Source organism: Glutamicibacter sp. 363, from assembly GCF_052379505.1.
Taxonomy (GTDB): Bacteria; Actinomycetota; Actinomycetes; order Actinomycetales; family Micrococcaceae; genus Glutamicibacter.
This window is the reverse complement of record NZ_JBQSYR010000005.1, coordinates 121,810-145,585: the sequence shown is the minus strand read 5'-3', so window position 1 is coordinate 145,585 and position 23,776 is coordinate 121,810. Positions and strand designations below refer to the sequence as shown.

Genomic DNA, 23,776 nt, shown 5'->3' with positions numbered 1-23,776 from the left:
CGGGGCCCACCCCCCCCGCGGGGGGGTGGCCCCACGGGCCTTCGGGTTGCGTAGCGCCTAGCTGGCGGCGTGGGCGGCGTGGGCGGCGTTGCGTTCTGCCGCCTCGACCACATTGTTCAGCAGCATCGCGCGGGTCATCGGGCCTACGCCGCCCGGGTTCGGGCTGATCCACGAAGCGACCTCGGCGGCCGCCGGATCCACATCCCCGGTGACCTTGCCGTCAACCCGGGAGACCCCCACGTCGAGCACGATCGCGCCGGGCTTGATCGCATCGGCCTTGACGATATGCGGCACGCCGGCGGCGGCGATGATGACATCGGCCTGGGCCAGCAGCTCGGGCAGGTTGGTGGTGCCGGTGTGCGCCAGGGTGACGGTCGCGTTGACCGACCGGCGGGTGAGCAGCAGTCCGACCGGACGTCCGATGGTCACGCCGCGGCCCAGGACCAGCACGTGCTTGCCGTTCAGATCGATATCGTGCCGGGCCAGCAGGTCCACGCAGCCCAGTGGGGTGCATGGCAGCGGGGAGGCCATCGGGCGGTTCACGTTGGCGACCAGGCGGCCCAGGTTCATCGGGTGCAGCCCGTCGGCGTCCTTCTGCGGATCCATCGCCTCCAGGATCGTGTCCTGGTCGATATGCTTGGGCAGCGGCAGCTGCACGATGTAGCCGGTGCAATCCGGGTTCTCGTTCAGCTCGCGCACCTTGGCCAGCAGCTCGTCCTGGGTGGTTTCCTCCGGCAGATCCACGCGGATCGATTCGATGCCGACCTCGGCGCAGTCCTTGTGCTTGCCGCCGACGTACCAGGCCGAGCCCGGGTCGTTGCCCACCAGGATGGTGCCCAGCCCGGTGGCGTAACCCTGCTCCTTGAGCTTGGCGACGCGTTCGGCCAGCTCCGCCTTGATGGTTGCCGCGGTGGCCTTGCCGTCGAGAATACGTGCGCTCACACTGTTCCTTCCGTTGTGGCCTGCGCAGCTGCTGCGCGGCTCACGATGCTGTTCGGTACCAGACCCAGGCGCGCGGTCCGTATTCACTGCAGGTTGCTCGCTCCCCGGTGGTTATCCACCTCACGCCAGTCACGATGCTTCTGCGCACAAGTCTAACGAACTTCGCGGTGCGCACACCGGTGGATGACGGGCGAAAAATGTGATTTCCTCGGCCGAAGGCTGTGCACCATGTAGCGGGTGCGGCGGGAATGCGCACCGCTCCGGGGTTGTTGTACCCGGTGAGCGCAACGTGGAGAAAGCAGGTTCGGGTGAGCTACCAGAGCATCGTGATCGGCGCCGGCCAGGCGGGGCTTTCGGCGGCCTATCAATTGCACCGGCGCGGACTGGTACCCGGCGAGGATTTCCTGGTGCTCGACGCGAACGAGCGCCCCGGCGGCGCGTGGCAGCACCGCTGGGACACCCTCACCCTGGGCAAGACGCACCGGATCCACCCGCTGCCGGACTTCCCCTTCGAAAATCAGGACCCCACGCGGCCAGCCTCCGCGGTGGTCTCCGACTACTATGCGCAGTTCGAAGCGCTGCATCGCTTGGCGGTGCGCCGGCCCGCGAAGGTAGCGGCGGTCAGCCACGACGGAACCTGGTTCAGCGTTCGGCTTTCCAGCGGCGAGGAGCTCGCGACGCGCACGCTGATCAACGCCAGCGGCACCTGGACCAACCCCTTCTGGCCGGTCTACCCCGGCAGCCAAGAATTCACCGGGCCGCAAGTGCACACCTCCGGATTTGTGGCGCCGGAGCAGTTTGCCGGGCAGCGGGTGCTGGTGGTCGGCGGCGGGGCGAGCGCCACCCAGTTCATCGTGGCGCTGCGGGCCGCCGGGATCGACACCCTCTGGTCCACCCGGCGCGCCCCGGACTGGCGGGAGGTGGGCAACGATCCCGAATGGGGCGTGGCCGTGGAGCGCGAGGTCAACGCGCGGACCGCCGCCGGGCTGCCGCCGAAATCCGTGGTCGGCACCACCGGGCTGATTCTCACCGAGGCGATGCGGGCGGGCATCGACTCCGGTGCGCTGATCTCCCGCGGGGCCATCTCCTGGCTGGATGCACGGTCGGTGCGCTTTGCCGACGGCACGAGCGAAAAGATCGACGCGATCCTGTGGGCCACGGGCTTCCGCCATGCCCATCGGCACCTGCGCGGGCTGAATCTGCACACCAGCACCGGCGGGATCCGGGTGCTTGCCGATTCGGTGAGCGCCGCGGCGCTGCCGGGAATGTTCTTCGTCGGGTACGGCGCCTCGGCCTCCACGATCGGGGCAACCCGGGCCGGGCGGAAAGCCGCGGTGGCGGCGGTGCGCCGGTTGGCCGAGCTCGGGGTGGCGGTTGGTTCCGCGGACGCGAGCGAAGCGGGGGCCGAAAATCGCCCGCCGCAGATGACAACGGCCAGGTAAATATCGCGCTGGCAAGACGCCGGATTCGGCGCAGGGGGCTCCGGGAGGTTAACCTCGATCCATGAGCAACCAGTACATCGTGACCCTTTCCTGCCTGGACCGACCGGGCATCGTGCATGCAATTTCCGGCGGGCTGCTGGGCGCTGGTTGCAATATCACCGAGTCCCAGCAGTATGAATCGCCGGATTCGAACACCTTTTTCATGCGCATCGAGGTGGCCACCGAACAGTCCCTGGTCCAGGTGCGCGCGGCGCTCGCGCCGATCCGCGAGGAATTCGTGATGTCGCTGCGCGTGGACGACGCGGCCAAGCGCACCCGCACCATGATCATGTGCTCCAAGGCGGGGCACGCGCTCAACGACCTGCTCTTCGCCCAGCGCGCCGGAAATCTGGCCATCGAGGTGCCGGTGATCGTCTCCAACCACCTGGATCTGAAGCCGATGGCCGAGTTCTACGGGGTGGACTTCGTGCACCTGCCGGTGACCCCGGCGAACAAGTTCCAGGCCGAGGCGGAGCTGCTGGCCCTGGCCGATGAGTACGATATCGAACTGGTGGTGCTCGCCCGCTACATGCAGATCCTCTCCGACGCCTTGTGCGAGCGGATGGCCGGACGGGTCATCAACATCCACCACTCCTTCCTGCCCTCCTTCAAGGGGGCGAAGCCGTACCACCAGGCCCACGCCCGCGGGGTGAAGCTGATCGGCGCGACCGCGCACTATGTGACCGCGGACCTGGATGAGGGGCCGATTATCGACCAGGAGGTCACCCAGGTTTCCCATGCGCGCACCCCCGCCCAGCTGGTCGCGCTCGGGCGCAGCGTCGAGGGCCGCACGCTGACCCGTGCGGTGCAGTGGCACTCCGAGCACCGGGTGATGCTCGATGGGCAGCGCACCATCGTCTTCTCCTAGTTTCGCGGCAGTGCCCGGCGGCGCGCACCGCGCAGCGCTTCGCCGAGCCGGACCCCGGCTGCGGATAGGATGGGTGCCATGGCTCACATAATTACCATTGACGGCGTTACCCCTACCGTGGGCGCCGAAGTTTTCCTTGCCCCGACCGCGACGCTGAGCGCCGACGTGCAATTGGCTGATCGCGCCAGCGCCTTCTACGGTGTCTCGGTGCGCGGCGATTCGGCCCCGATCCGGGTGGGCAAGGGCACCAATCTGCAGGACAACGTCGTATTGCATGCCGATGCGGGGTTCCCCTGCACGCTCGGGGACGCGGTATCCGTCGGCCACAGCGCGGTGGTGCACGGCGCCACCGTGGGCGATGGCTGTCTGGTCGGGATGAGCGCGACGATCATGAACGGCGCGGTCATCGGCGAGCAGTCGCTGGTGGCGGCCGGGGCCCTGGTGCTTGAGGGCACGCAGGTGCCGCCGCGCTCGCTGGTGGCCGGGGTTCCCGCGAAGGTGCGCCGCGAACTGACCGCGGACGAGGTCGCCAGCCTGAACGTGAACGCCGAGCACTATCTGGTGCTCGCCGCCAAGCACCTGGCCGCCAACGGTTCCTGACCGCCCCGCCGATTCTCGACTCCCAGTACAAGGACACCGCCGATGACCTCGCATATCAGCACGCCGCCCACCGCACAGCCCTCGGCTCCGCCGGCCGCCGAGGCCACCGGACGGACGCTGAACTGGGGTGTGGTGTCCACCGGGCGGATCGTCTCCAAGGTGATCGGAGACCTGCAGGCTCTAGCCGACGCGCAAGTCTGCGCGGTGTCCTCGCGGAATACGGCCAAGGCGCGGGAATTCGCCGACAAGCACGGCATTGATCGGGCCTACGGGTCCTATCAGGAGCTGTTCGCGGACGAGCAGGTGGAGGTCGTCTACATCGCGACCCCGCATGGGCAGCATTATGAGATCGCCATGGCTGCGCTGGCGGCCGGCAAGCATGTGGTCTGCGAGAAGTCGCTGACCATCAACGCATCCGAGGCGCGCACGCTGGTGGAATTCGCGGCCGAACGTTCGCTGTTCCTGATGGAAGCGCTCTGGGCACGCTTCACTCCGGCATTCGCCCGGGCCCTGGCGATCCTCGCATCGGGGGAACTGGGCGAGGTCACCTGGGTGCAGGCGGATCTGGGGTTCCACGCCGCCTATGATCCGGCCTCGCGCCTCTTCGACCCGAAGGCCGGCGGCGGGGCCCTGCTGGATCTGGGTGTGTACCCGCTGACCTGGGCCATCGGCGCCCTCGGCTTCCCCGAGTCGGTGCACGCGGTAGCTCAGCTCAATCGGGACGGCGTGGATACGCAGACCGCGATGAACCTCTCATACGCCGGTGGCAAGCATGCCCAGTTGCTGCTGACGCTCAACGGGGGCGCCCCGCAGCAGGCGCGAGTCACCGGCACCGGCGGATGGCTGGCCACGAACGCGCCGCTGAACAACGCGAGCAAATTATTCATCCACCCCACCGATGGCCCGCCCCGCGTAGAAGAGTTCGAGGCGGTAGGCGAGAACTACGGATACGAATTCCGCGAGGCGACCCGCTGCATCCAGCAGGGGCTCACCCAGTCGCCCACGATGCCCTGGGAGCACTCGGTGAAAACCATGGAGCTCTTCGATACGATCCGCGAGTCTGCAGGGGTCGTCTACCCGAACGATCTGGTGACGCGCTGAGCTCCGGTCGCGGAAAAGCTCTGCGGCACAAAAGCGCCGGCCCCACGCTGAATTTCAACGTGAGGCCGGCGCTTTTTGCGTGGTGCAGCCGTGCGGCTAGTTGACGGGCTGTTCCGCGGTGGCCAGCTGGTCATTTTTGGCGCTGCTGCGCCGCCAGTAGGCGGCAATGAGCGCGCCGGAGAGGTTGTGCCAGACGGAGAAGACCGCGCCGGGAAGCGCCGCCTCGGGGGTGAAGAAGTCCTTGGCCAGCCCCGAGGCGAGGCCGGAGTTCTGCATGCCGATCTCCACCGCCATGGTGCGGCGGCTCGCGATCGGCTGCTTGAACAGCTTCGCGGTGCCATAGCCCAGGGCGATGCCCCCGGCGTTGTGCAGGATCACCGCGAGCAGGATCAGCAGGCCCGCGCTGAAGATGGCCGCCGAGCTGCCGGCCACCACGATGACCACCACGAAGGTGATCGCGATGACCGAAACCCACGGCAGGGCCGGCAGCACCATGTTGACCAGGCGGGGCAGGATCGTGCGCAAGACGAGGCCCAGGACCACCGGAATGAGCACGATCTGCACAATGGACAGCGCCATGGTTCCCGCGGCCACCGGCAGGTATTGCCCGGCGAGCCACAGGGCCAGCAGCGGGGTGAAGATCGGCGCGAGCAGCGTCGAGACCGAGGTCATCGTCACCGAGAGGGCCACGTCGCCCTTGGCCAGGTAGGTGACCACATTCGAGGCGGTGCCGCCCGGGGCGCAACCGACCAGGATGACGCCGGCGGCCAGCGCCGGAGGCAGCGCCAACGCCATGGCGATGCCCAGGCCCAGCAGCGGCATGATGATGAATTGGGCGATGACTCCGAGGAGCACCGGCAGTGGCCTGCGCACCACGAGGGCAAAATCGGGCAAGGTGAGCGTGAGCCCCATGCCGAACATGATGACCATCAGCAGCGGATTGATCAGCTTGGAGAAGCCGGAGAAGGTTTCGGGGGTGAGCAGTGCGAGCGCGCCGCCGGCCAGCACCAGCAGCGGGAAGAGGGTGACCGCAACTTTGGCGCTGTGTTCCTCGCCGGCCTTTTCGGGCGCGGAGTGAACAGGAAGATCAGAAGACATGGGATAATCTTGGCAAATCGATCATCGTTGCGCCAATTGTGACGGCAATTCGATCAAGCGCAGGCGGTCAGGGATCGACGATTTCCACGTCCAGCTGCCCCGCGCGCCACAACCGCGTCATCCGCTGCGCCAGCTCCTCGGCTTCCAAGGCCTCCGAAGGCGTCATGAAAAACGTATTGACCCGCAGGCGCTGTTGTGGATCCAGCTCCTTGGAGAGCAGCACCATTGGCCGGCACCCCTTGATCTTCACCGCGTGGAACAATCCGCAGTGCCGCTCGATATGGTGCACCGAGCAGCCCAACTCCGAGGATTCCACATCCGTGGCTCCGCCCTTCTCCCAGGCGTCCAGATGATCCAGCTCGCACCGCTCGGCGGGCATGCTGCATCCAGGATAGGCGCACCCCCGATAGGCGGCGCGTATCGCCCGGCCCTGAGCCTTGGAAAACAACCGCTGGGTGCGTCCCAAGTCCAATGGCAGGCTCTTGCCGTTGAGCACCAACGGGTACACTCCCGCGTTGCATAACGCCGCCCGGGTTTCGCCTGCCGACAACTCGATGCCCGAGGAGGTTACGGCGAAATCCTTGCCGCGCTCGCGCATCTTCTCGTAGTCCAAGATGATGCTCACCTGCGGGGCGACCAGTCCCGGCCGCTTCCCCTTCGAACCACCCGAACCGGTGCGGTCGGCCATCAGCAGCGCCATGAAGCCGATCAGATACCGGCGTTCGGGCCGCAGCTCTTCCCACGGCGCCTGCGCCTCAGGGCCGGCACGGGCAAGATCTGGCGGGTCAACCGCGGAATCGGGAAGGTCCTCGGCATCGCGGCTCTGCGCCACCGGGGTCGAGAACCGCGGCGCATCGGTGCCCGGGAGCGCCGGCGCTGCAGGACAGCCGCCGGGCAGATCCGCTGGGCGGCTTTCGGCTTCCGCCGCCGGAGCCGCCGGTTCTTCATCCTGGGCTGCGCTGCCGCGCTCCACGGCGTTGCCTGGCTCGTCGTTTTCCGCGGGCTCGGTGGCGTCGTTGCCGGGCTCGGCATGCGCTGGGCGGTTTTCGACGTTCTCGGCATCCGCGTCGCCTTTGGCCCAGCCGGGCATCGAATCCGAGTCGTCCCACGCGCTGCCTGGCTCCCCGGTCAGCTCGGCATCCAAATCCTTCAACGCCTCCCGGTTGCCCGCGATCGTCTTCGGATTGTTCAGCGCCTGCTGGAACGCTTCGATCTGCGCCGCCTGCGCAGGCAGCACGCGCAGCAAGTACTCCACCAGCCCGTTGCGCACCCCGAGCTTGAAAAAGCCGATGTCCGCCAGCAGCGCCTTCATCGGCCGCTTCCCGGCCTTCACCTGCGCGACCAGATCCGCCACATGCTTGCGCGCGGTTTCCGGTTCGTTCTTGATAAAGCTCACCGCTTCGGCCTGCAGCCGCGCTTTGGCGGCCTCGCCCTCGGCTCCTTGGCCCAGATCGTTGCGGGCCGCGTGGATCTTCTTCGCCGTCCCCACGACCAGGCGCGGATCTGCGGCGGGATCGGCGAACTGCTCTGCCAATTGCGGCAGCCAGGGGTCGAGGCGTTGCCCGGCTTCGTCGACCCCGGCGATCAGGCAATCGGCCTGCACCAGGCGTTCCCGCGCGGTGGTTGCGGGCACGCCCAGCCAGCCGTGCAGCAACTCCGCGGTCGCCTTGAACTGCGTCCGGCCGGTGGTGGTCTGCCCGTGCAGTGCGTCGAGCTCTTCGGGTGCCGTCTGCGAGCCGGCGTCGGAAATCTTCTGGAGGGACTGCTGGTCCAGCTTGTGCGCTCCGCTGCGGCGCAGCGCGTCGGCCGCATGGATCTGCGCGTGGGCCACGGCCGCGGCGGCCCGCTCGGTGAGCCAGGCGAAGTAGGCGGCGTGCCCCGGGGCGGGCGTCTCGGCGGCGATGGCCTGCGTCGCGGCGGTCATCAGCGCCAGGCCCCGGGCCAGCTGGCCCAGGGCCTCTGCGGTGCTGCGGGAGTTGTCCATGGCCCCAGTGTGCGCGGTGGTTAAAGCTGCAGTGCGGGTTCTCTCGCCGGCTGTGGACAAGTGGTGCGTGCCGGGCCGGCGGCGTTACGCGCGGCGGCCAACCCGCGGGAAAGATCCGCGATGAGGTCCTCGGGTTCCTCGATGCCCACCGAAAGGCGGACCAGGTTGGCCGGGATTTCCAGCTCGGTGCCGATCAGCGAGGCATGGGTCATTTCGCGCGGGTAGCAGACCAGGGATTCCACCCCGCCCAGGGAGACCGAGAGCTGGAAGTACTCCATGGATTCGGCGAATGCGCGCGCGGCGGGTTCGTCGGTGAGCTGCAACGAGACGATGCCGCCAAAACCCCGCTGCTGACGCGCCGCAAGCTCATGGCCGGGATGGGATTCCAACCCGGGGTAATAGACCCGCGTCACCTCAGGCTGGCTATCAAGCCAGCGTGCCAGCTTAGCTGCGGAGGCGCAGTGGCGTTCCATGCGCAATCCCAAGGTCTTCAGGCCGCGTGCGGCCAGGTAGGAATCCTGCGGGCCGGCCACCGCGCCGCCGGCGAATTGCTGGAAGCCGACGGCTTCGGCCAGCGCCTGGCCACGGAAGAGGTGATCGGCGACGATCACCGCGCCGCCGAGCACATCCGAGTGTCCCCCGATGTACTTGGTGGTGGAGTGGACCACCGCGTGGGCCCCGAAGTCCAAAGGCCGCTGCAGGTAGGGAGTGGCGAAGGTGTTGTCCACTACCAGCAGGGCGCCGTGCTCGCGGGCGATGTCCGCCCAGCCGGCAAGATCGGCGATGCCCAGCAGCGGGTTGGAGGGAGTCTCCACCCAAAGCAGCGCGGTGTTCGGGCGCACCGCTGCGCGCACCGAGTCCAGGTTGGTGATATCCACCGCAGAAGAGGTGATGCCCCATTTGCTGTGCAATTTGGAGATCAGCCGGTTGGTGCCGCCGTAGCCGTCGGCGCCAAGGACGATGTGATCGCCGGGTTCGAGGACCGCACGCAGCAGTGCGTCTTCGGCGGCGATGCCCGAGGCGAAGGCGAACCCCGCGGCTCCGCCTTCCAGGGCGGTGAGCTGCGCTTCGAAGCCATCGCGGGTCGGGTTCGAGCCGCGGGAGTATTCGTGCCCGGAGCGCAAGACGTTGATTCCGTCCTGGATGAACGTGCTGGTTTGGTAGATCGGTGGGACCACGGCTCCGGTGTGCGGGTCTTTATGCTGGCCGGCGTGTACGGCGAGGGTGTTGAAGCCGCTCATGATGCTCCTTGGGTTTGCGGGGCCAGGGCCCGGTTTAGTGCGCCGTCCAGCGCTTGGGTGAGGTCGGCGAGCAGATCGGCGGGGTCTTCAAGCCCCACCGAAATGCGCAGGGTGGAGGTGTTCAGGCCCGCGGCGAGAAGTTGCTCCGCGGAGAGCCGGCAGTGCGTCATGGTGGCCGGGTGGGCGACCATGGTGCGGGTATCGCCCACATTTGCGGCCAGGGAAATCAGCTGCAGCCCGTCGATCACCGGGGACACCAGCGAGGGGTGGGCCAGTTCGATGGCCAGCACGCAACCGGTGCCCTTGGGCGTGAGCTTTTTGGCCAGCTCGTGGCTCGGGTGGGCCGGCAGCGAAGGGTGGTGGATGGCCGCAATGCCCGGGTGATCTGCAAGTTCCTGGATCAGGGTGCTCACGCTGCGCTGCACGTGTGCGGCACGTACCGGCAAGGTTTCGATGCCGGTCAGAATGCCTTGGGCGCTGGCCGGGGCCAAGGCCGGCCCCAGGTCGTGCAGGAATTTGGAGCGGACCAGCATGGCGTAGGCGGCCGATCCGTGGCGTTCAAGCAGCGAGGCATTGTTCAGCCGCACTCGCGGGGCGGCGATTTGCGGCCAGCGGGTGGAATCCGAGAAATCGAACTTCCCCGAGTCCACGACCACGCCGCCGAGCACCGAGCCGTGTCCGGCTAGCCCCTTGGTGGCCGAGTGCACCACAATGTCGGCGCCAAAATCCAGCGGGCGAATATTCAGCGGGGTGGCCAGCGTATTGTCGACGACCACCGGAATGTTGTGCTCGTGCCCGATCGCCGAGATAGCGGGCAGGTCCGCCACGGTGCACAGCGGGTTGGAGACGGACTCCAGGAAGAACGCCCGGGTGTCTTCTTCGATGGCCCCGGCCCAAGCTGCGGGGTCGGCCTGGTCGACAAAGCTGACCCGGATGCCGAAGTCGGAAAAGGTGTCGGTGAACAGGTCCACGGTGCCGCCGTACAGCGAGGAGGAAACCACGATGTGCTTAGGACCCTGGGTCAGGGCAAGCAGCGAGAGCGCAACGGCCGACTGCCCCGAGGCGGTGGCTACCGCTTGGGCTCCGCCTTCAAGGGCGGCCACCCGCTGTTCCAGGATGGCCACGGTGGGGTTGCCGGTGCGTGAATAGGTGAAGCCGGACTGGCGCAACGCGAATTTTTCGATCGCTTCTGCGTGCGATTCGAACTGGTACGCTGCGCAATTGTGCAGTGGCGGCAGCATCGGGCGGAAATCTCCGCTCGGACGATACCCTGCATGGACCGCGTCGGTTCCTTGGCGTTGGCTCATAGCTCCTTCTCGTTTCTGATCCACGAGAGAGTGCACCGAACACCCGGCGACATACCGCCCCTCGGCCGACCTGAGGCCACAACGGTACGAAGCATGGCGCCTTATGGCACGTTCGGAACTGCTCCATCGTTCCTGGCATTAGCACCTTTCGGTTTCCCGATGGTTGCTGCGACGTCTACGAGCCAGATCTCTCGGTCGCTCTTGATGGGTTGTTGTTCTTCCATGGTTGGACATCGGCATCCGGCGGCGCAAACGACGCCCACACCCGCGCTTCATACAGGGGCACCTGGCTTCACATCCCGCGCCAGTCCCGTAATGGGGCCCGGCCCGCAGTCCCTTTGTGACGCGCGGCAACCGCCAGAATCCTTGAAGAGCCAGGGTTTTGCGCAACTATTATGTCGCCGGCGGTCCGCCAAATGACACGGTGTTACGTCTTGGGGCCCGGGGATTCAGTCCAGGAGCTCAACTCCGAAGCTTGAGACGACCGAGCGCACCTCGTCCAGATAGCGCCGCGCTTGCTCGGTCAGCGGAATCGCTGCATGGTCGATCCAGCCGATCTCGATGCGCTCATCGACATCCAGCGGGATGGCGACGATGGACGGGTCCAGCTCGTCGCTGATGATGCCCGTGGAGATGGTGTACCCGCCCAGGCCGATCATCAGGTTGAAAATCGTCGCGCGGTCCGAAACCTGGATTTCGCGCTTGCTGGAGCTGGTGGAGAGCACTTCCTCGGCGAAGTAGAACGAGTTGTTCGCACCCTGGTCGAAGGTCAAGCGCGGCAGGTCTTCGAGTTCCTCGAGCGTCACCCGCGCCCGGGAGGCCAGCGGGTTGCTGCGCGAAATGAAGATGTGCGGATCGGCGAGGAACAGGGGGTGGAATACGAGCCGGGACTCGCGCAGCAGCTTGTCGATGACCTTCCGGTTGAAGTCGTTGCGATAGAGGATGCCGATGTCGCTGCGCAGGGTGCGCACGTCCTCGATGATCTGTTCGGTGCGGGTCTCGCGCAGCGAGAATTGATATTCCTCGGCCCCGCTGGCCTGAACCATCCTGACAAACGCATCCACCGAGAAGGAATAGTGCTGCGTGGAGACGCCGAGCAGGCGACGGACCGAGGGACGCCCGAGGTAGCGATGCTCAAGCAGCTCCACCTGCTCCAGAACCTGCCGGGCATAACCAAGGAATTCTGCTCCCTCGGCGGTGAGCGTCACTCCCCTGGCCGAGCGGACCAGCAAGGTGCGTCCCACGCGGGCTTCGAGCTCCTTCATCGCCGCCGACATGCTCGGCTGTGCGACGTAAATTAGGTCAGCCGCCGCGGAGATCGACCCCTCGCTGGCGACCGCAATGAAATAGCGCAACTGCTGCAGTGTCAAACCACTCGTCCCCTGAACCATAGTGCGAGTCTATACGAATCCATAGTTATATCGAGTTACCTGATATCCTCGATCTCACTGCATGATGGACGCATCGACTTACTTTCGGCCGGCCCAGGCCACTGAGCACCAGATAGGCCACCATGGCAGACGCGTTCACCTTCAGCATCAGCACCACCAAATTCGACGAAGACTACACCCCCTGTGCGAGCTCACGAGTCACGACAAACTTCGCCAACCTGGCCCGCGGGGAAAACCGCCAGGAGAACCTGCGCAACGCTCTGACGATGATCAACCGCCGCTTTAATTCCCTGGCTCACTGGGACAATCCTCAGGGCGATCGTTATGAACTCGAGCTGGAGATCATCTCCGCCAATGTGCACTTCGACTCGGCGAACGCAGCGGAGCAGTTCCCGCTGCTTGAAGTCTTAGACACCACCATCGTGGACCGAGCCACCAGCACCCGCAGCCACGGCATGGTGGGCAATAATTTCTCTTCCTATGTGCGCGATTACGACTTCAGCGTGGTGCTTCCGGCGGCCGGCAACGGCTCCGGTGCCCCTAAATTGCCTGAAGATTTTGGCGAACTTCATGGCCAGCTCTTCCAGCACTTCCTGGATTCGCAGGCTTATCGTCAGCGCTTTGCGCAACTACCCGTGGTCTGCATCAGCGTCTCCACTTCCAAAACCTACTACCGCACGGGCAACAGCCACCCGGTCCTCGGCTTGGAATACCAGCAGGATGAGAACTCCCTGACCGATGCGTACTTCGGCAAGATGGGGCTGCGCGTGCGCTATTTCATGCCACCGGGCGCCGTCGCTCCGCTGGCGTTCTACTTCCGTGGCGACTTGCTCAACGATTACACCAATCTGCAGCTGATCAGCACCATCGCCACCATGGAGACCTTCCAGAAGATCTACCGCCCCGAGATTTACAACGCAAGCTCCGCTGCACCGGCCGTCTATCGCCCAAGCTTGGGGGCACAGGATTTCGCCCCGACCAGGATCTCCTACGACCGCGAAGAGCGCACCCGGCTCGGCGCAGTGCAGGGCAAGTACACCGCGGAGCACTTCATCACCCCGAACCGCGAATTGCTGGACCAGTGGGCCGCCACTTGCCCCGCTCCCGTCGCCTGAGAACCGAAAGACACACGATGACATCAAAGCTACTTCCCACCTCCATTGTCGGCAGCCTGCCCAAGCCTTCCTGGCTGGCGAAGCCCGAAACCCTCTGGTCTGATTGGAAGCTGGAAGGCGCGCAGCTGCGCGAAGGCAAGCAGGACGCCATGCGCGCAGCGGTGCTGGAGCAGACCCGGCGCGGCATCGACATCATCAGCGACGGCGAGCAGACCCGCCAGCACTTCGTCACCACCTTCATCGAGCACCTGACCGGGGTCGATTTTGAAAAGCGCGAAACGGTGCGCATCCGCAACCGCTACGACGCGAGCGTGCCGACCGTGGTCGGTGCGGTGCGGCGTGAGAAGCCGGTGTTCGTTGAGGACGCGAAGTTCCTGCGCTCGTGCACCGACCGCCAGATCAAGTGGACCCTTCCCGGCCCGATGACCATGGTCGACACGCTGTATGACGCGCACTACCGAAGCCGCGAGAAACTGGCCTGGGAGTTCGCGGCCATCCTCAACCAGGAGGCCAGAGAACTCGAAGCAGCCGGGGTGGACATCATCCAATTCGACGAACCGGCGTTCAACGTGTTCTTCGACGAGGTCGCGGACTGGGGCGTCGCCGCGCTGGAGCGCGCCTGCCAGGGGCTGAAAGCTGAGACCGTGGCGCACATCTGCTTCGGCTACGGGATCAAGGCGAACAACGATTGGAAGGCAACTCTCGGCGCCCAGTGGCGCCACTACGAGAAGTCTTTCCCACTGCTGCAGGCCTCCTCCATCAACACCATCTCCCTGGAGTCCCACCACTCCAATGTCCCGCTCGAGGTCGTTGAGCTGGTGCGCGGCAAAAAGGTCATGCTCGGCGCCATCGATGTGGCCAGCGAAACGGTGGAAACCCCCGAAGAGGTCGCGCAGACGCTGCGCAATGCACTTGAATTCGTCGACGCGGACAAGCTGGTGCCCAGCACGAACTGCGGCATGGCACCGTTCCCCCGCGACGTCTCGCTGGCCAAGCTGAGCGCGCTCAGCGCGGGAGCCGGCATCCTGCGCGAGGAGCTGGTTGCCGCACGCGTCTGAGCTGGCGACGGCCAATTCACGGATCGGCTTCATCTTGCACGCTGGGTCTCAGCCGCCGGCTGCGGAAGGCCCTAGCGAAGTTCTTGCATGAAGGCCGAAGACCCATCAGCCCCGGCACCAGCCGGAGGCTGATGGGTCTCGCCGTTCCAGAGCCGGGAAATAGGGCCAATCTCTGACCCGCGTGCCGGCCACCACTGGACGGAAACAATCACCATTGCAGGGACCGGTCCAGAGCAATCGTCCTGGCGCCGGATGCATCCCTAGCGGCAATCAGCAACTAGGGGCAGGATAGGTGCCATGGATCCTGACGATGCTTTGATTCTTCCCGACGTTGCCGCTTGGCGCGCATGGCTCGACGAGCACGAAGAAACCAGTGATGGGATTTGGCTGGTAGTTGCCAAAAAAGGTACAACTACTCCGACAACGCTGACGGTCACCCAAGCCCTGCCCGAGGCGCTATGCAGCGGATGGATTGATGCCATTCGTCGCAAGCGCGATGAGACGACCTTCCTCCAGCGCTACACCCCTCGGCGCAAGGCCTCTGTCTGGTCGGAGAAGAATACTGGATATGCCCAGGAGCTGATCGACCAAGGCCGCATGCGCCCGCGAGGGTATGCGGAGATCCAAAAGGCGAAGGACGATGGACGGTGGGAACGCGCGTACCAAGGCCAAGCCACCGCCCAGGTGCCGCAAGATCTCCAAGATGCGCTGGACCGCGCCCCGCTTGCTGCCAAGAATTTCGCCGCGTTGAAGTCACAGCCGCGCTATCACATCCTGCACCAGCTGATGATTGCCCGGACCGAGAAGACCCGGAGCGCGCGGCTTGCCAAGTTCCTGGCCGAGCTGGAAGCCACCGACACCGAAGGCTGAGGGGCCAGCTCCCTGTCCACGATGCGCAAAACGGTCAACGATGCTACTTCGTGCGGTTCCGCCGCCTAGGCTGATTCTCCGGGTTCTCAAGTAATCGAGCCGATGCGACCTTGCGCAAACTACGTTGATCCTAACTGTCGGTCGGACATGTCAGCATTGAGTCAGACCACTATCGAAGGATATTAATTGGACTCTCAGCTGCCTCTGCGAATACTTGAAGCCGTTGGACTGCTGCACCGCTTGGGCTATTACGGTCTGCGTGTTTTGCCCGGAATGAATGCCTCAGGTACGGCCTGGCGGATTGTTATTTTCAACGTCACGGAATGGAATTTCGAGGATGAGTTCGGCGACCCCTATAACGCGGAAGAGCGTTGCCTCTACTCCACCGCTGGCCAGAACGTCTTCAACAATGACATCCAATTTCCCGAAGACGTCAGCCATGTGAGCGTTGCGGAAGCAATTCTTGAGGCGATGCCGTCGCTCCAGCGCGGTATGCGCCAAGAGAGCGGAAACCAGCAATACACCAACTGGTACGCGATGCTTTTGTCCCAAGTTCATAGCCTGACTGATCTCCCCGTTGCCTACGCCGACTACTTCGACGATTCACTCGGCTGGGAGCTGGGGTGGTGCAGCAGGCACCGTGTGCCGGCGCCGCCGAAACATCTGCCCGCACCCACGCTCAGCAAACGCGCTGACAGCGACGAGCACTACGTGCTCGAGCTCTGCGATCAGGTGCTGGAGGCAAAGCGGACAGGCCAGCAAACGTTCCCCTGGCTCGTCGGCGATCCGTCAGCCAAGAATGGAAAAGTTAAGCCGCTACCGGTGGACGGTTATTGGGCTGAACTAGGAGTAGTCGTGGAATATCACGAAAGGCAGCACACCGAATCGGTGCCGTTCTTCGACGACAAAATCACGGCGAGCGGACGACGACGCGGCGAACAGCGCAGAATCTACGATGCCCGCAAAGCAGAACTCATTCCGGAGCACGACTTGAAGCTTGTCATCATTGATTTCAAGGACTTCAGCAACAAGCGCGGCAAGATCGTTCGAAAGCCTGCTGAAGATTTGAGAATCGTCGAATCGATACTCGCACAGGCTACGGAAGATCCCGCAGGAAATATCACAAGATAAAGATCGCAGAGCTACCTGCGGCACCCATCGGAACTGCAAGGCCAGGATGGCACATCCGGATCTGCGGCAACACCTTGGCACCGAGGTGCCAACGCGGCCGGCGAGGCTATTTGGTGCGGATTGCCTCGGTGATGGTGGTTCCCACGTAGAGCACGGCACCGGAGAGCAGCAGCAATCCACCGCTGATTCCACCACCTAGGATGAGGCTGGCGAGGCCAAGAACCATCACCGTGCATCCCAAATACATGAAGATCGACGAGCTGGTATTCGCCTGGGACTTGTTGGAGGTATTCACGTATTCTTCCGGCTGCGGCATGCCTAAACTCTAACATCTTGACAATCAGAAGGGTTTCATGAAGCGCCTGACTCGCCTACTCAGCGCGCGCTTCACACAAGGACAAGGCACTTGCACGGTGTGGCAAAGATGCGCAGAATAAGCTCCGAGGCTCGCACCAAAAACTTACGTCACCGGTGTAGCCAGCTCTGGAGGGAACCCTTTGACTTTACGTGTGCTCGTGCCCAATGGCCGGCTGGCAATGAAACTGGATTTACCTGGCATCACTCCGATCTACTGGCACCTCAACGACTCGAACGAAGAAGCGCCGGAAGCAGAGGTGCTGATCACCGAGCGTCCGCTGCTGGTCGAACGGCGTGCACGGGTCGCGCAGATTCCAGGGTTGCGCCACGTGCACCTGCTCTCCCTTGGCTATGAATGGGTCCTGGAACACCTGAACCCCGACGTCAGCTTGAGCAATTCCCGCGGGGCGGTGGAAGACGCCACCGCCGAGCACACGCTGGCTCTGGTTCTGGCTTCGCTGCGTGAGCTTCCGGAGGCCGGGGCTCAACAGCTCAAGCGGGATTGGAATCCGCTCTGGGGTGGCACGCTCCACGGAGCCACCGTCTTGCTCTTGGGATTCGGCGGCGTCGGACAGGAAATCCGCGACCGTCTGCTGCCCTTCAAGCCCAAGGAAGTGATCGCGGTAGCCAGCCGTGCTCGGCAACTGCCCGATGGCACACCGGTCCATGGGATCGATGAGCTGCCAGCGCTATTGCCCCAAGTACAGGTCGTGATCGTGGCTCTGCCCGATGCCCCGTCGACACGCGGACTCGTCGATGCCGAGTTCTTGGCCCATATGCCGGACCAGTCCCTGCTGGTAAATGTGGGACGTGGTCCAGTGGTCGATACCGACGCGCTGCTTGCCGAATTGCAGTCCGAGCGGCTGCGCGCGGCATTGGATGTCACCGATCCGGAACCATTGCCCGAATCCCACACCTTGTGGGCGGCCCCGAATTGCCTGATCACCCCGCATATTGCCGGAAACACGTGGATGTTCATCGATCTGTCCATGAATCTGGCCGTTGAACAGATCCAACGCATCGCCGCGGGAGTCGAGCCACTGCATGTGGTCCGCCATGCGGAGAAGCAAAATTAGCATCACCAAATTTTCCTAGCTTGCCTGCTCCCCGGGGTCCGATCACCTAGGCTGGTTCCTACGATGGATATCAGGCAGAAAACCCATGACACCGGCGGCCGGGAACGCGCGATCGACGAGGCTAACCGTACAGGTGAGGACGAGTTCCGCATCGATATCGAGCGCATTCGATTCTCCCCGTACTTCTCGCGCCTCTCGGCGGTGACCCAGGTGATTCCGCAGGCGGGTTCGGGCACCACCGTGCACAACCGGTTGACGCACTCCTTGAAGGTCTCCGCGGTGGCCCGCACCATCGCGATCCGCTTGCGCACCGCAGATGAGCCAACCCGAAAACTCGTCGCCGAGCTCGGCGGCTGCGACCCCGTGGTCGTGCAGGCGGCGGCCGCGGCCCACGATTTGGGCCACCCGCCATTCGGGCATTTGGGTGAGCAGGAATTGGATCGTGTTGCCCGCAATACCTTGGGGTTGCCCGACGGCTTCGAAGGCAACGCGCAGACCTTCCGCATCCTCACCGCGCTGGATAGCTGCGATGCCACACCACGCGGGATGAATCTGACCCGTGCCGTACGCGGCGCGGTGCTGAAATACCCGTGGACTCGCAACGAATGGCGCACTATGGCTCCGCTCGCCCCGGAAATGCTGCCCCGCGGGGTGGGGACCGACCCGGCGGCGGGAGCCTTGAAGTACTCCGCCTACGACATCGAGGCCGCCGAAATGCGCGATGTGCTCTCGGTGTTCCCCGCCATCGGCAAATTCCAGCAGACCCTGGAAAGCTCCGTGATGGATATCGCCGACGATATCGCCTACGCGGTCCACGACCTCGACGATTTCTACCGTGCAGGGATCTTGCAGTACACCACCGTTTCGGCCGAGTTCCGTGCCTGGCTCGATCAAACGGCGCAGCTAGCTGCCATGCGCCAGGCCGATCTCGACCTGCGCAAGCCGGGCCACGCCTTGGAATCCACCTGGCGGCGCGCCTTTGCAAAGGACCCGTGGATCGCCGACGCGGAGGCCTTCCGCGCCTCGGTGCAACGCGTGGGCCATGACCTGGTCGAGGGGCTGCTGGCGGTTCCTTATGACGGTGGCCTGGAGGCGGATCGGGCGGTCACCGCTTTCACCCGGCGCTGGATCGACCGGCTGCAGGAATCCGTCACGGTGGAACGCAATCCGACGATCCGCAGCGGACACGTCCGCCTCACCAAGGAGGCCTGGCACGATGTGGGCGTGCTGAAGTTCGTGCACTCGCGCTTTGTGCTGGACCGCTCGGATTTGGCCGTGTACCAGCGTGGCCAGACGCGCATCGTCAGGTCCTTGGCCGAGGGCTTCCATAGTTGGCTCAACGACGCGGAGGATGCGGCGCGTGCCCCGCGCCGGCTGCTTGATTCGGTGGAAGCCGCTACCGACGAATACCGTCAATTGCGCGCGCACTCCCCCGAGCTTTTCTTGCAGGCCGGACCGGATGAGGTGCAGCGTTTGGGCCAGGCCCGAGCGATCGTGGATTACATTGCCTCGTTCACTGATGCCCAGGCGGTCTCGCTGAATGCCTTGCTGGCAGGTACGGCGGATAACCTCTGGGAGGCCGGGCGCGGGCTGTAGCTCGCCGAAGCCATTGCCCGACTAAAGCAACTCGATGCCGGGTCCGGAGAGGCTGCCCTCGCGCGCCTCGCGGGCGGTGGCGATCATCAGCAGCTCTAGCGCCGGGCCGCGGACTTCGGGTCCGGTGCCAAAGATGACACCCGCATCTTCGGCCACGAGGCTGACGCGTTGGGCCAGTTCCTTCGCGCCGCCAAAGGACTGGCTCGTCCGGGTCTGGTAGCGAATAGCCGCGGTGACGGCCTGCGCCGGATAGCTGCGGGTGATCCCCAAGGGCCTGCGGATATCTTCGCCATGGGCGACTTCTTCGACGAGTCGGCTGGCGAGCGGAGCCGGCGGCCCGCTCTTGCGCACAGCTACTTCGCGCAGCCGCTGCAAGGTCAGTTGCGGAGTCGCGCCCTTTTCGGCGGCGACTCCATTTGAGTTTTGCCGGTCGAAATCAAAGCGCGCCCGGAGCATGGCGAGCAGCAGCCCAGGGGTGGTGGTGCGCGCGTTGTTCACGAGATGAGCGGCGACGTCGTGAACCGTCCACCCCGAGCACATCGATGGACGCTCCCACTGCTCCGGGCTCAGGACGGACAGGTCATCGATCAGTGCCTTGCGTTCGGCATGTACTAGTTCCCAGACTTCTTGCATAGGTAGAGTCTGGCAGTTGGAGCCACGCGAAACAACACGCGTGGTGTGCCACAGCGTCGGCCAACACCTTGGAGGAAGCGTTCACTCGCCATGTGCCAGCGGGCAATCAACCCGTGCGCTCGGAGGCACAGACCATTACTTTCTTGGACAACGTATGTTCGCCGCTCAATCGGTCGGACACCGTCGGAGCTCTCTACCGTAGTTTTACTTTTAGTGGCTAGGCTAATAAGCGGCCCCTCGTGGGCTTGCTCCGAAACCAACTCAGCGAGGAATGAAATTGAAGCTAAGACCTCTCGCAGTCGTGGCTGCGGCATTTGCCGTGGCGACGCAGCTGGCTGCTTGCGATGCCACAGGTGACATACGGCCAGCTGGATCGAACGACGATGCCCCGCCGTCCTTGCAGGGCCATGAGATCGCCGTATTATCTACGGTTGTTCAGAACAATAATCAAGAAATTTCCATCGGCCGCGCTATCGCCGGCGGTCGCTATTCGATTGCGGTCCGGTGCAACGGTCAGGACCAAGCAACACACATCCCCTGGGCTGGCGGCACCGAGAACAATCGAGGCCAGCTGGAGATTCTTTGCTCGCCAGAGAGCCCGGTCAGGTACGCAGAGATCGAGCTTCCTGACTACGCCGAGGCCGTCTCATTCCAGCTTCAGCAGCTGCGCGCCAGCGAAGTGACCATCTCGATTGCCGCGGTCGAAGGCTGATCCTGGAAACTCTATGCACGAGTTCAGATACTTCAGGTTAAAACCGTGGGCACCAACTCTTTCGAGTTGGTGCCCACGGTTTTTGGCCGGCTAAGACTACTTGGTCAGCAGTTCCAGCGTCTTGTTCAGGGTGGCGCTTGGACGCATTACGGTTGAGGTCTTGGCCTCGTCCGGACGGTAGTAACCAGCGATATCCACTGCCTTGCCCTGGACCTCGGCAAGCTCGGAAACGATTGCTTCCTCATTCTCGCCCAGTGCCTTGGCAACTGCGGAGAAGGCCTCAGCAAGCTGAGCGTCCTTGTCCTGCTTGGCCAGTTCTTCTGCCCAGAACTTAGCCAGGTAGAAGTGGCTGCCACGGTTGTCCAGCTGGCCAACCTTGCGCTTTGGCGACTTGTCTTCCAACAGGAAGGTGCCGGTCGCGGCATCAAGGGTGTCAGCCAGCACCTGAGCGCGGGCGTTGTCATTGGTGGTGGCCAGGTGCTCGAAGGAAGCGGCCAGGGCCAGGAACTCGCCGAGCGAATCCCAACGCAGGTGGTTTTCGTTCACCAGCTGCTGGACGTGCTTTGGAGCCGAACCACCGGCACCGGTCTCGAACAGCCCGCCGCCGGCAAGCAGCGGAACGATCGAGAGCATCTTTGCCGAGGTGCCCAGTTCCAGAATTGGGAACAGGTCGGTCAGGTAGTCGCGAAGCACGTTGCCGGTCACCGAAATGGTGTCCTCGCCACGGCGGATACGTTCGATGGTGTACTTGGTGGCCGCAATCGGATCCAGGATCTCGAGGGTCAGGCCGGCGGTATCCAGATCCTTGAGGTACTCGTTGACCTTGGTGATCAGCACCGCGTCGTGCGCGCGCTTTTCATCCAGCCAGAATACGGCCGGGGTGGCCGAGGCGCGGGCACGGTTCACGGCAAGCTTGACCCAGTCGCGGATGGCAACGTCCTTGGTCTGGCAGGCACGCCAGATGTCACCGGCGAAGACCTGGTGCTCGATGAGGACCGCGTCGTTCTCGTCCAGGATCTGGACGTGGCCGTTGGCCGCCAGTTCGAAGGTCTTGTCGTGGGAGCCGTACTCTTCGGCCTTCTGAGCCATCAGGCCAACGTTTGGCACGGTGCCCATGGTGGTTGGGTCAAAGGCGCCGTTTGCACGGCAATCCTCGATCACGGTCTGGAAGACGCCCGAGTAGGAGGAATCTGGCAGGACTGCCAAAGTCTCGGCTTCCTTGCCATCTGGGCCCCACATCTTGCCGCCGAGGCGGATCATTGCTGGCATCGAAGCATCAACGATCACATCCGAAGGGACATGCAGGTTGGTGATGCCCTTGTCGGAATCGACCATGGCAACCGCTGGGCCCTCTTCAAGTCCCTTGGCGATCAGCTTCTCCACACCGGCGCGCACGTCGTCGGAGAGCTCGTCCAGTCCGGCGATGATGGCCGCCAGGCCGTTGTTCGGGTTCAGGCCGGCTGCTGCCAGCTCGTCGCCGTAGGTCTCGAAGAGTTCGGCGAAGTACGCCTTGACGACGTGTCCGAAGATGATTGGGTCCGAAACCTTCATCATGGTGGCTTTCAGGTGTGCCGAGAAGAGCACTCCTTCTTCCTTGGCGCGGGCCACTGCGTTCTTCAGGAATTCGGACAGTGCCGCCACGTGCAGGACGGTGCCGTCGATGACTTCGCCTTCGAGGACCTTGAATGGCTTCTTCAGAACCTTGACTTCTCCGTCTTCGCCCACGAAGCGGATGGAGATGCTCTTGTCCTTGTCGATGACGACGGACTTCTCGTTCGAGGCGAAGTCATCGGCGGACATGGTGGCGACATTGGTCTTCGAGTCGGCTGCCCAGGCACCCATGGAGTGCGGGTACTTGCGTGCGTAGTTCTTCACGCTCAACGGCGCACGGCGGTCCGAGTTGCCTTCGCGCAGCACAGGGTTCACTGCCGAGCCCTTGAGCTTGTCGTAGCGTGCGCGGACGTCGGTGTCCTCATCCGAGGATGGGTTTTCCGGGTAATCCGGAAGCGCGTAGCCGGCTGCCTGGAGCTCGGCGATGGCGACCTTCAGCTGCGGGATGGAAGCCGAGATGTTCGGCAGCTTGATGATGTTTGCCTCTGGGGTCTTGGCCAAATCGCCAAGCTCTGCCAGGGCATCGGAGATGCGCTGTTCCTCGGCGAGGTAGTCCGGGAAGGTGGCGATGATGCGTCCTGCCAGCGAAATGTCGCGGGTCTCAAGTTCAACACCGGCGGTCGACGCGAAGGCCTCCACGATCGGCAGGAACGAGTGGGTTGCCAGCATCGGGGCTTCGTCGGTGTGGGTGTAAATAATCTTGGCCATAGGTGTGGCGTCTCCCTGAACGTCGTGCGGAAGCGGGCTAACCGCCCTAAACTCAACGTTCCAAACTTACCTGATTTTGGCCTGCACCACACTTTTGGGTGCCCAGATTTCCCCGGGCAGCACAGCGTTTAGCCCCGAAATGCCGGGATGAATGGCGGTAGAGCAGTTCGTCACATTTAAGTTAATGCGCAATAACTCAAAGCGGGCTATGGCGTCTTTTCGGCGCTCGGAGCGGGCAATGAAGCGATTTGCGCCAGACCCAGTACCGCCTTCTCAAAAAGTTCAGCAGGCTTTGAATCAATTCCCGCCCGTTCTTCATGGGCGAAACATTGCCACGCAACGCGCCAGGTAGTCGCCAGCATTTCGGCAAGCAGCAGGGCTTGGATCGAATCCAGCAGCTCGCGGTCAATCAACGATTGGCTCAGCGCTACGACCAGTTCCTGCTCACGCCGCGTGGCGATCATGAGCAGCTTCGGATCCTGCAGCATGAGCCTTGAGATCCTGCGGAATTCATGGTGCCTGACTTCAACGCTGAAGTGCCCGCGGCACACTTCGAGCAGTGCGTGAAAAATTTCTGCGGCGGAGCTTCCCGGGGTCATTTCGGCGGCGACGAGCGCGTTGATCAGTTCTCGCTGGCCCGGAACTATAGCGGATTCCTTGGAATCGAAATAGCGGAAGAAGGTGCGGTCCGAGATCCCTACGCGTTCGGAGATCCGCGCCACCGTGATGGCCTCTAGCCCCAAGCTTTCGACAAGGTCGAGGGTCGCGGCCTGAATCTCCCGTTTGGTCGCGGCTTTGCGTTCGTCACGAATTCCCATTGCGCTCCCCCTGTCATTCTGCGTGCATTTATCGTCCCATGACCGCACGGCGAAAACTTATTTCCTGTCACAGTCTGC

21 protein-coding genes and 2 riboswitches are annotated in these 23,776 nt (G+C 63.9%); of the genes, 11 read left to right on the top strand and 10 right to left on the bottom strand.

Features of this window, described 5'->3' with window-relative positions; translation table 11 throughout:
- Positions 1-57: 57 nt before the first annotated feature.
- Positions 58-942, bottom strand: a complete 885-nt coding sequence (locus ACT3UA_RS04830; protein WP_444615649.1) for a bifunctional methylenetetrahydrofolate dehydrogenase/methenyltetrahydrofolate cyclohydrolase — start codon at positions 940-942, stop codon at positions 58-60.
- Between the two features lie 55 nt (positions 943-997).
- Positions 998-1,085, bottom strand: a riboswitch (ZMP/ZTP riboswitch).
- 78 nt (positions 1,086-1,163) lie between these two features.
- Between ACT3UA_RS04830 and ACT3UA_RS04825 the strand changes: the two genes are divergently transcribed.
- The 4 genes from ACT3UA_RS04825 to ACT3UA_RS04810 all read left to right on the top strand — a co-directional run bounded on the left by ACT3UA_RS04825 (position 1,164) and on the right by ACT3UA_RS04810 (position 4,992).
- Entirely contained in the window at positions 1,164-2,384 is a 1,221-nt protein-coding gene (locus tag ACT3UA_RS04825; RefSeq protein WP_255248535.1) for a flavin-containing monooxygenase, read from the top strand.
- Between the two features lie 61 nt (positions 2,385-2,445).
- Complete coding sequence (purU, locus tag ACT3UA_RS04820) at positions 2,446-3,291, top strand: formyltetrahydrofolate deformylase (protein WP_096289032.1); 846 nt, start codon at positions 2,446-2,448, stop codon at positions 3,289-3,291.
- Between the two features lie 78 nt (positions 3,292-3,369).
- Positions 3,370-3,891, top strand: a complete 522-nt coding sequence (locus ACT3UA_RS04815) for a gamma carbonic anhydrase family protein (protein WP_096289034.1) — start codon at positions 3,370-3,372, stop codon at positions 3,889-3,891.
- Positions 3,892-3,933: 42 nt separating this feature from the next.
- Positions 3,934-4,992 carry a Gfo/Idh/MocA family protein gene (locus tag ACT3UA_RS04810; protein WP_096289036.1) on the top strand — a complete coding sequence of 353 codons (1,059 nt, stop codon included), beginning with the start codon at positions 3,934-3,936 and terminating at the stop codon, positions 4,990-4,992.
- Positions 4,993-5,088: 96 nt separating this feature from the next.
- Here the strand turns inward: ACT3UA_RS04810 and ACT3UA_RS04805 are convergent, their stop codons facing one another.
- From ACT3UA_RS04805 to ACT3UA_RS04785, 5 genes are all read right to left on the bottom strand, one after another.
- Positions 5,089-6,090: a bile acid:sodium symporter family protein gene (locus tag ACT3UA_RS04805; RefSeq protein WP_096289038.1), complete on the bottom strand. Its 1,002-nt coding sequence runs from the start codon at positions 6,088-6,090 to the stop codon at positions 5,089-5,091.
- A gap of 67 nt (positions 6,091-6,157) precedes the next feature.
- Positions 6,158-8,074 carry an HNH endonuclease signature motif containing protein gene (locus ACT3UA_RS04800; RefSeq protein WP_444615648.1) on the bottom strand — a complete coding sequence of 639 codons (1,917 nt, stop codon included), beginning with the start codon at positions 8,072-8,074 and terminating at the stop codon, positions 6,158-6,160.
- Between the two features lie 20 nt (positions 8,075-8,094).
- The gene (locus ACT3UA_RS04795) at positions 8,095-9,315 is read right to left on the bottom strand and encodes a cystathionine gamma-synthase (RefSeq protein WP_444615647.1); all 1,221 of its coding nucleotides are present in this window, start codon (positions 9,313-9,315) and stop codon (positions 8,095-8,097) included.
- Entirely contained in the window at positions 9,312-10,622 is a 1,311-nt protein-coding gene (locus tag ACT3UA_RS04790) for an O-acetylhomoserine aminocarboxypropyltransferase/cysteine synthase family protein (RefSeq protein ID WP_096289044.1), read from the bottom strand. The genes ACT3UA_RS04795 and ACT3UA_RS04790 overlap by 4 nt, the downstream gene beginning before the upstream one ends.
- A 120-nt stretch (positions 10,623-10,742) precedes the next feature.
- Positions 10,743-10,833, bottom strand: a riboswitch (SAM riboswitch).
- Between the two features lie 238 nt (positions 10,834-11,071).
- A complete protein-coding gene (locus ACT3UA_RS04785) occupies positions 11,072-12,013 on the bottom strand; it encodes a LysR family transcriptional regulator (RefSeq protein WP_096289046.1) in 942 nt (313 codons plus the stop codon).
- A gap of 122 nt (positions 12,014-12,135) precedes the next feature.
- Here ACT3UA_RS04785 and ACT3UA_RS04780 point away from each other — a divergent pair, with 122 nt between their 5' ends.
- From ACT3UA_RS04780 to ACT3UA_RS04765, 4 genes are all read left to right on the top strand, one after another.
- Positions 12,136-13,128 (top strand): DUF1852 domain-containing protein, encoded by a 993-nt coding sequence (locus ACT3UA_RS04780; protein ID WP_096289048.1) that lies wholly within the window; start codon positions 12,136-12,138, stop codon positions 13,126-13,128.
- Positions 13,129-13,145: 17 nt separating this feature from the next.
- Positions 13,146-14,186 (top strand): methionine synthase, encoded by a 1,041-nt coding sequence (locus tag ACT3UA_RS04775; RefSeq protein WP_096289050.1) that lies wholly within the window; start codon positions 13,146-13,148, stop codon positions 14,184-14,186.
- Positions 14,187-14,483: 297 nt separating this feature from the next.
- On the top strand, positions 14,484-15,056 hold the full coding sequence (locus ACT3UA_RS04770; RefSeq protein ID WP_096289052.1) for a YdeI/OmpD-associated family protein: 573 nt from the start codon (positions 14,484-14,486) through the stop codon (positions 15,054-15,056).
- Between the two features lie 186 nt (positions 15,057-15,242).
- Positions 15,243-16,187 carry a hypothetical protein gene (locus ACT3UA_RS04765; protein WP_217990441.1) on the top strand — a complete coding sequence of 315 codons (945 nt, stop codon included), beginning with the start codon at positions 15,243-15,245 and terminating at the stop codon, positions 16,185-16,187.
- A 106-nt stretch (positions 16,188-16,293) separates the two neighbouring features.
- Here ACT3UA_RS04765 and ACT3UA_RS04760 read toward each other — a convergent pair whose 3' ends face one another.
- A complete protein-coding gene (locus tag ACT3UA_RS04760; protein ID WP_096289054.1) occupies positions 16,294-16,503 on the bottom strand; it encodes a hypothetical protein in 210 nt (69 codons plus the stop codon).
- 181 nt (positions 16,504-16,684) lie between these two features.
- Here ACT3UA_RS04760 and ACT3UA_RS04755 point away from each other — a divergent pair, with 181 nt between their 5' ends.
- Positions 16,685-17,620 (top strand): 2-hydroxyacid dehydrogenase, encoded by a 936-nt coding sequence (locus tag ACT3UA_RS04755; RefSeq protein ID WP_141393619.1) that lies wholly within the window; start codon positions 16,685-16,687, stop codon positions 17,618-17,620.
- A 63-nt stretch (positions 17,621-17,683) separates the two neighbouring features.
- The gene (locus ACT3UA_RS04750) at positions 17,684-19,216 is read left to right on the top strand and encodes a deoxyguanosinetriphosphate triphosphohydrolase family protein (RefSeq protein ID WP_096289058.1); all 1,533 of its coding nucleotides are present in this window, start codon (positions 17,684-17,686) and stop codon (positions 19,214-19,216) included.
- A gap of 21 nt (positions 19,217-19,237) precedes the next feature.
- Here ACT3UA_RS04750 and ACT3UA_RS04745 read toward each other — a convergent pair whose 3' ends face one another.
- Positions 19,238-19,849 (bottom strand): maleylpyruvate isomerase family mycothiol-dependent enzyme, encoded by a 612-nt coding sequence (locus tag ACT3UA_RS04745; protein ID WP_096289060.1) that lies wholly within the window; start codon positions 19,847-19,849, stop codon positions 19,238-19,240.
- Positions 19,850-20,126: 277 nt separating this feature from the next.
- Between ACT3UA_RS04745 and ACT3UA_RS04740 the strand changes: the two genes are divergently transcribed.
- Entirely contained in the window at positions 20,127-20,561 is a 435-nt protein-coding gene (locus tag ACT3UA_RS04740) for a hypothetical protein (RefSeq protein ID WP_141393620.1), read from the top strand.
- Between the two features lie 96 nt (positions 20,562-20,657).
- Here ACT3UA_RS04740 and ACT3UA_RS04735 read toward each other — a convergent pair whose 3' ends face one another.
- The gene (locus ACT3UA_RS04735) at positions 20,658-22,880 is read right to left on the bottom strand and encodes an NADP-dependent isocitrate dehydrogenase (RefSeq protein ID WP_096289064.1); all 2,223 of its coding nucleotides are present in this window, start codon (positions 22,878-22,880) and stop codon (positions 20,658-20,660) included.
- Positions 22,881-23,086: 206 nt separating this feature from the next.
- Positions 23,087-23,698 (bottom strand): TetR/AcrR family transcriptional regulator, encoded by a 612-nt coding sequence (locus ACT3UA_RS04730; protein WP_096289066.1) that lies wholly within the window; start codon positions 23,696-23,698, stop codon positions 23,087-23,089.
- Positions 23,699-23,776 lie beyond the last annotated feature (78 nt).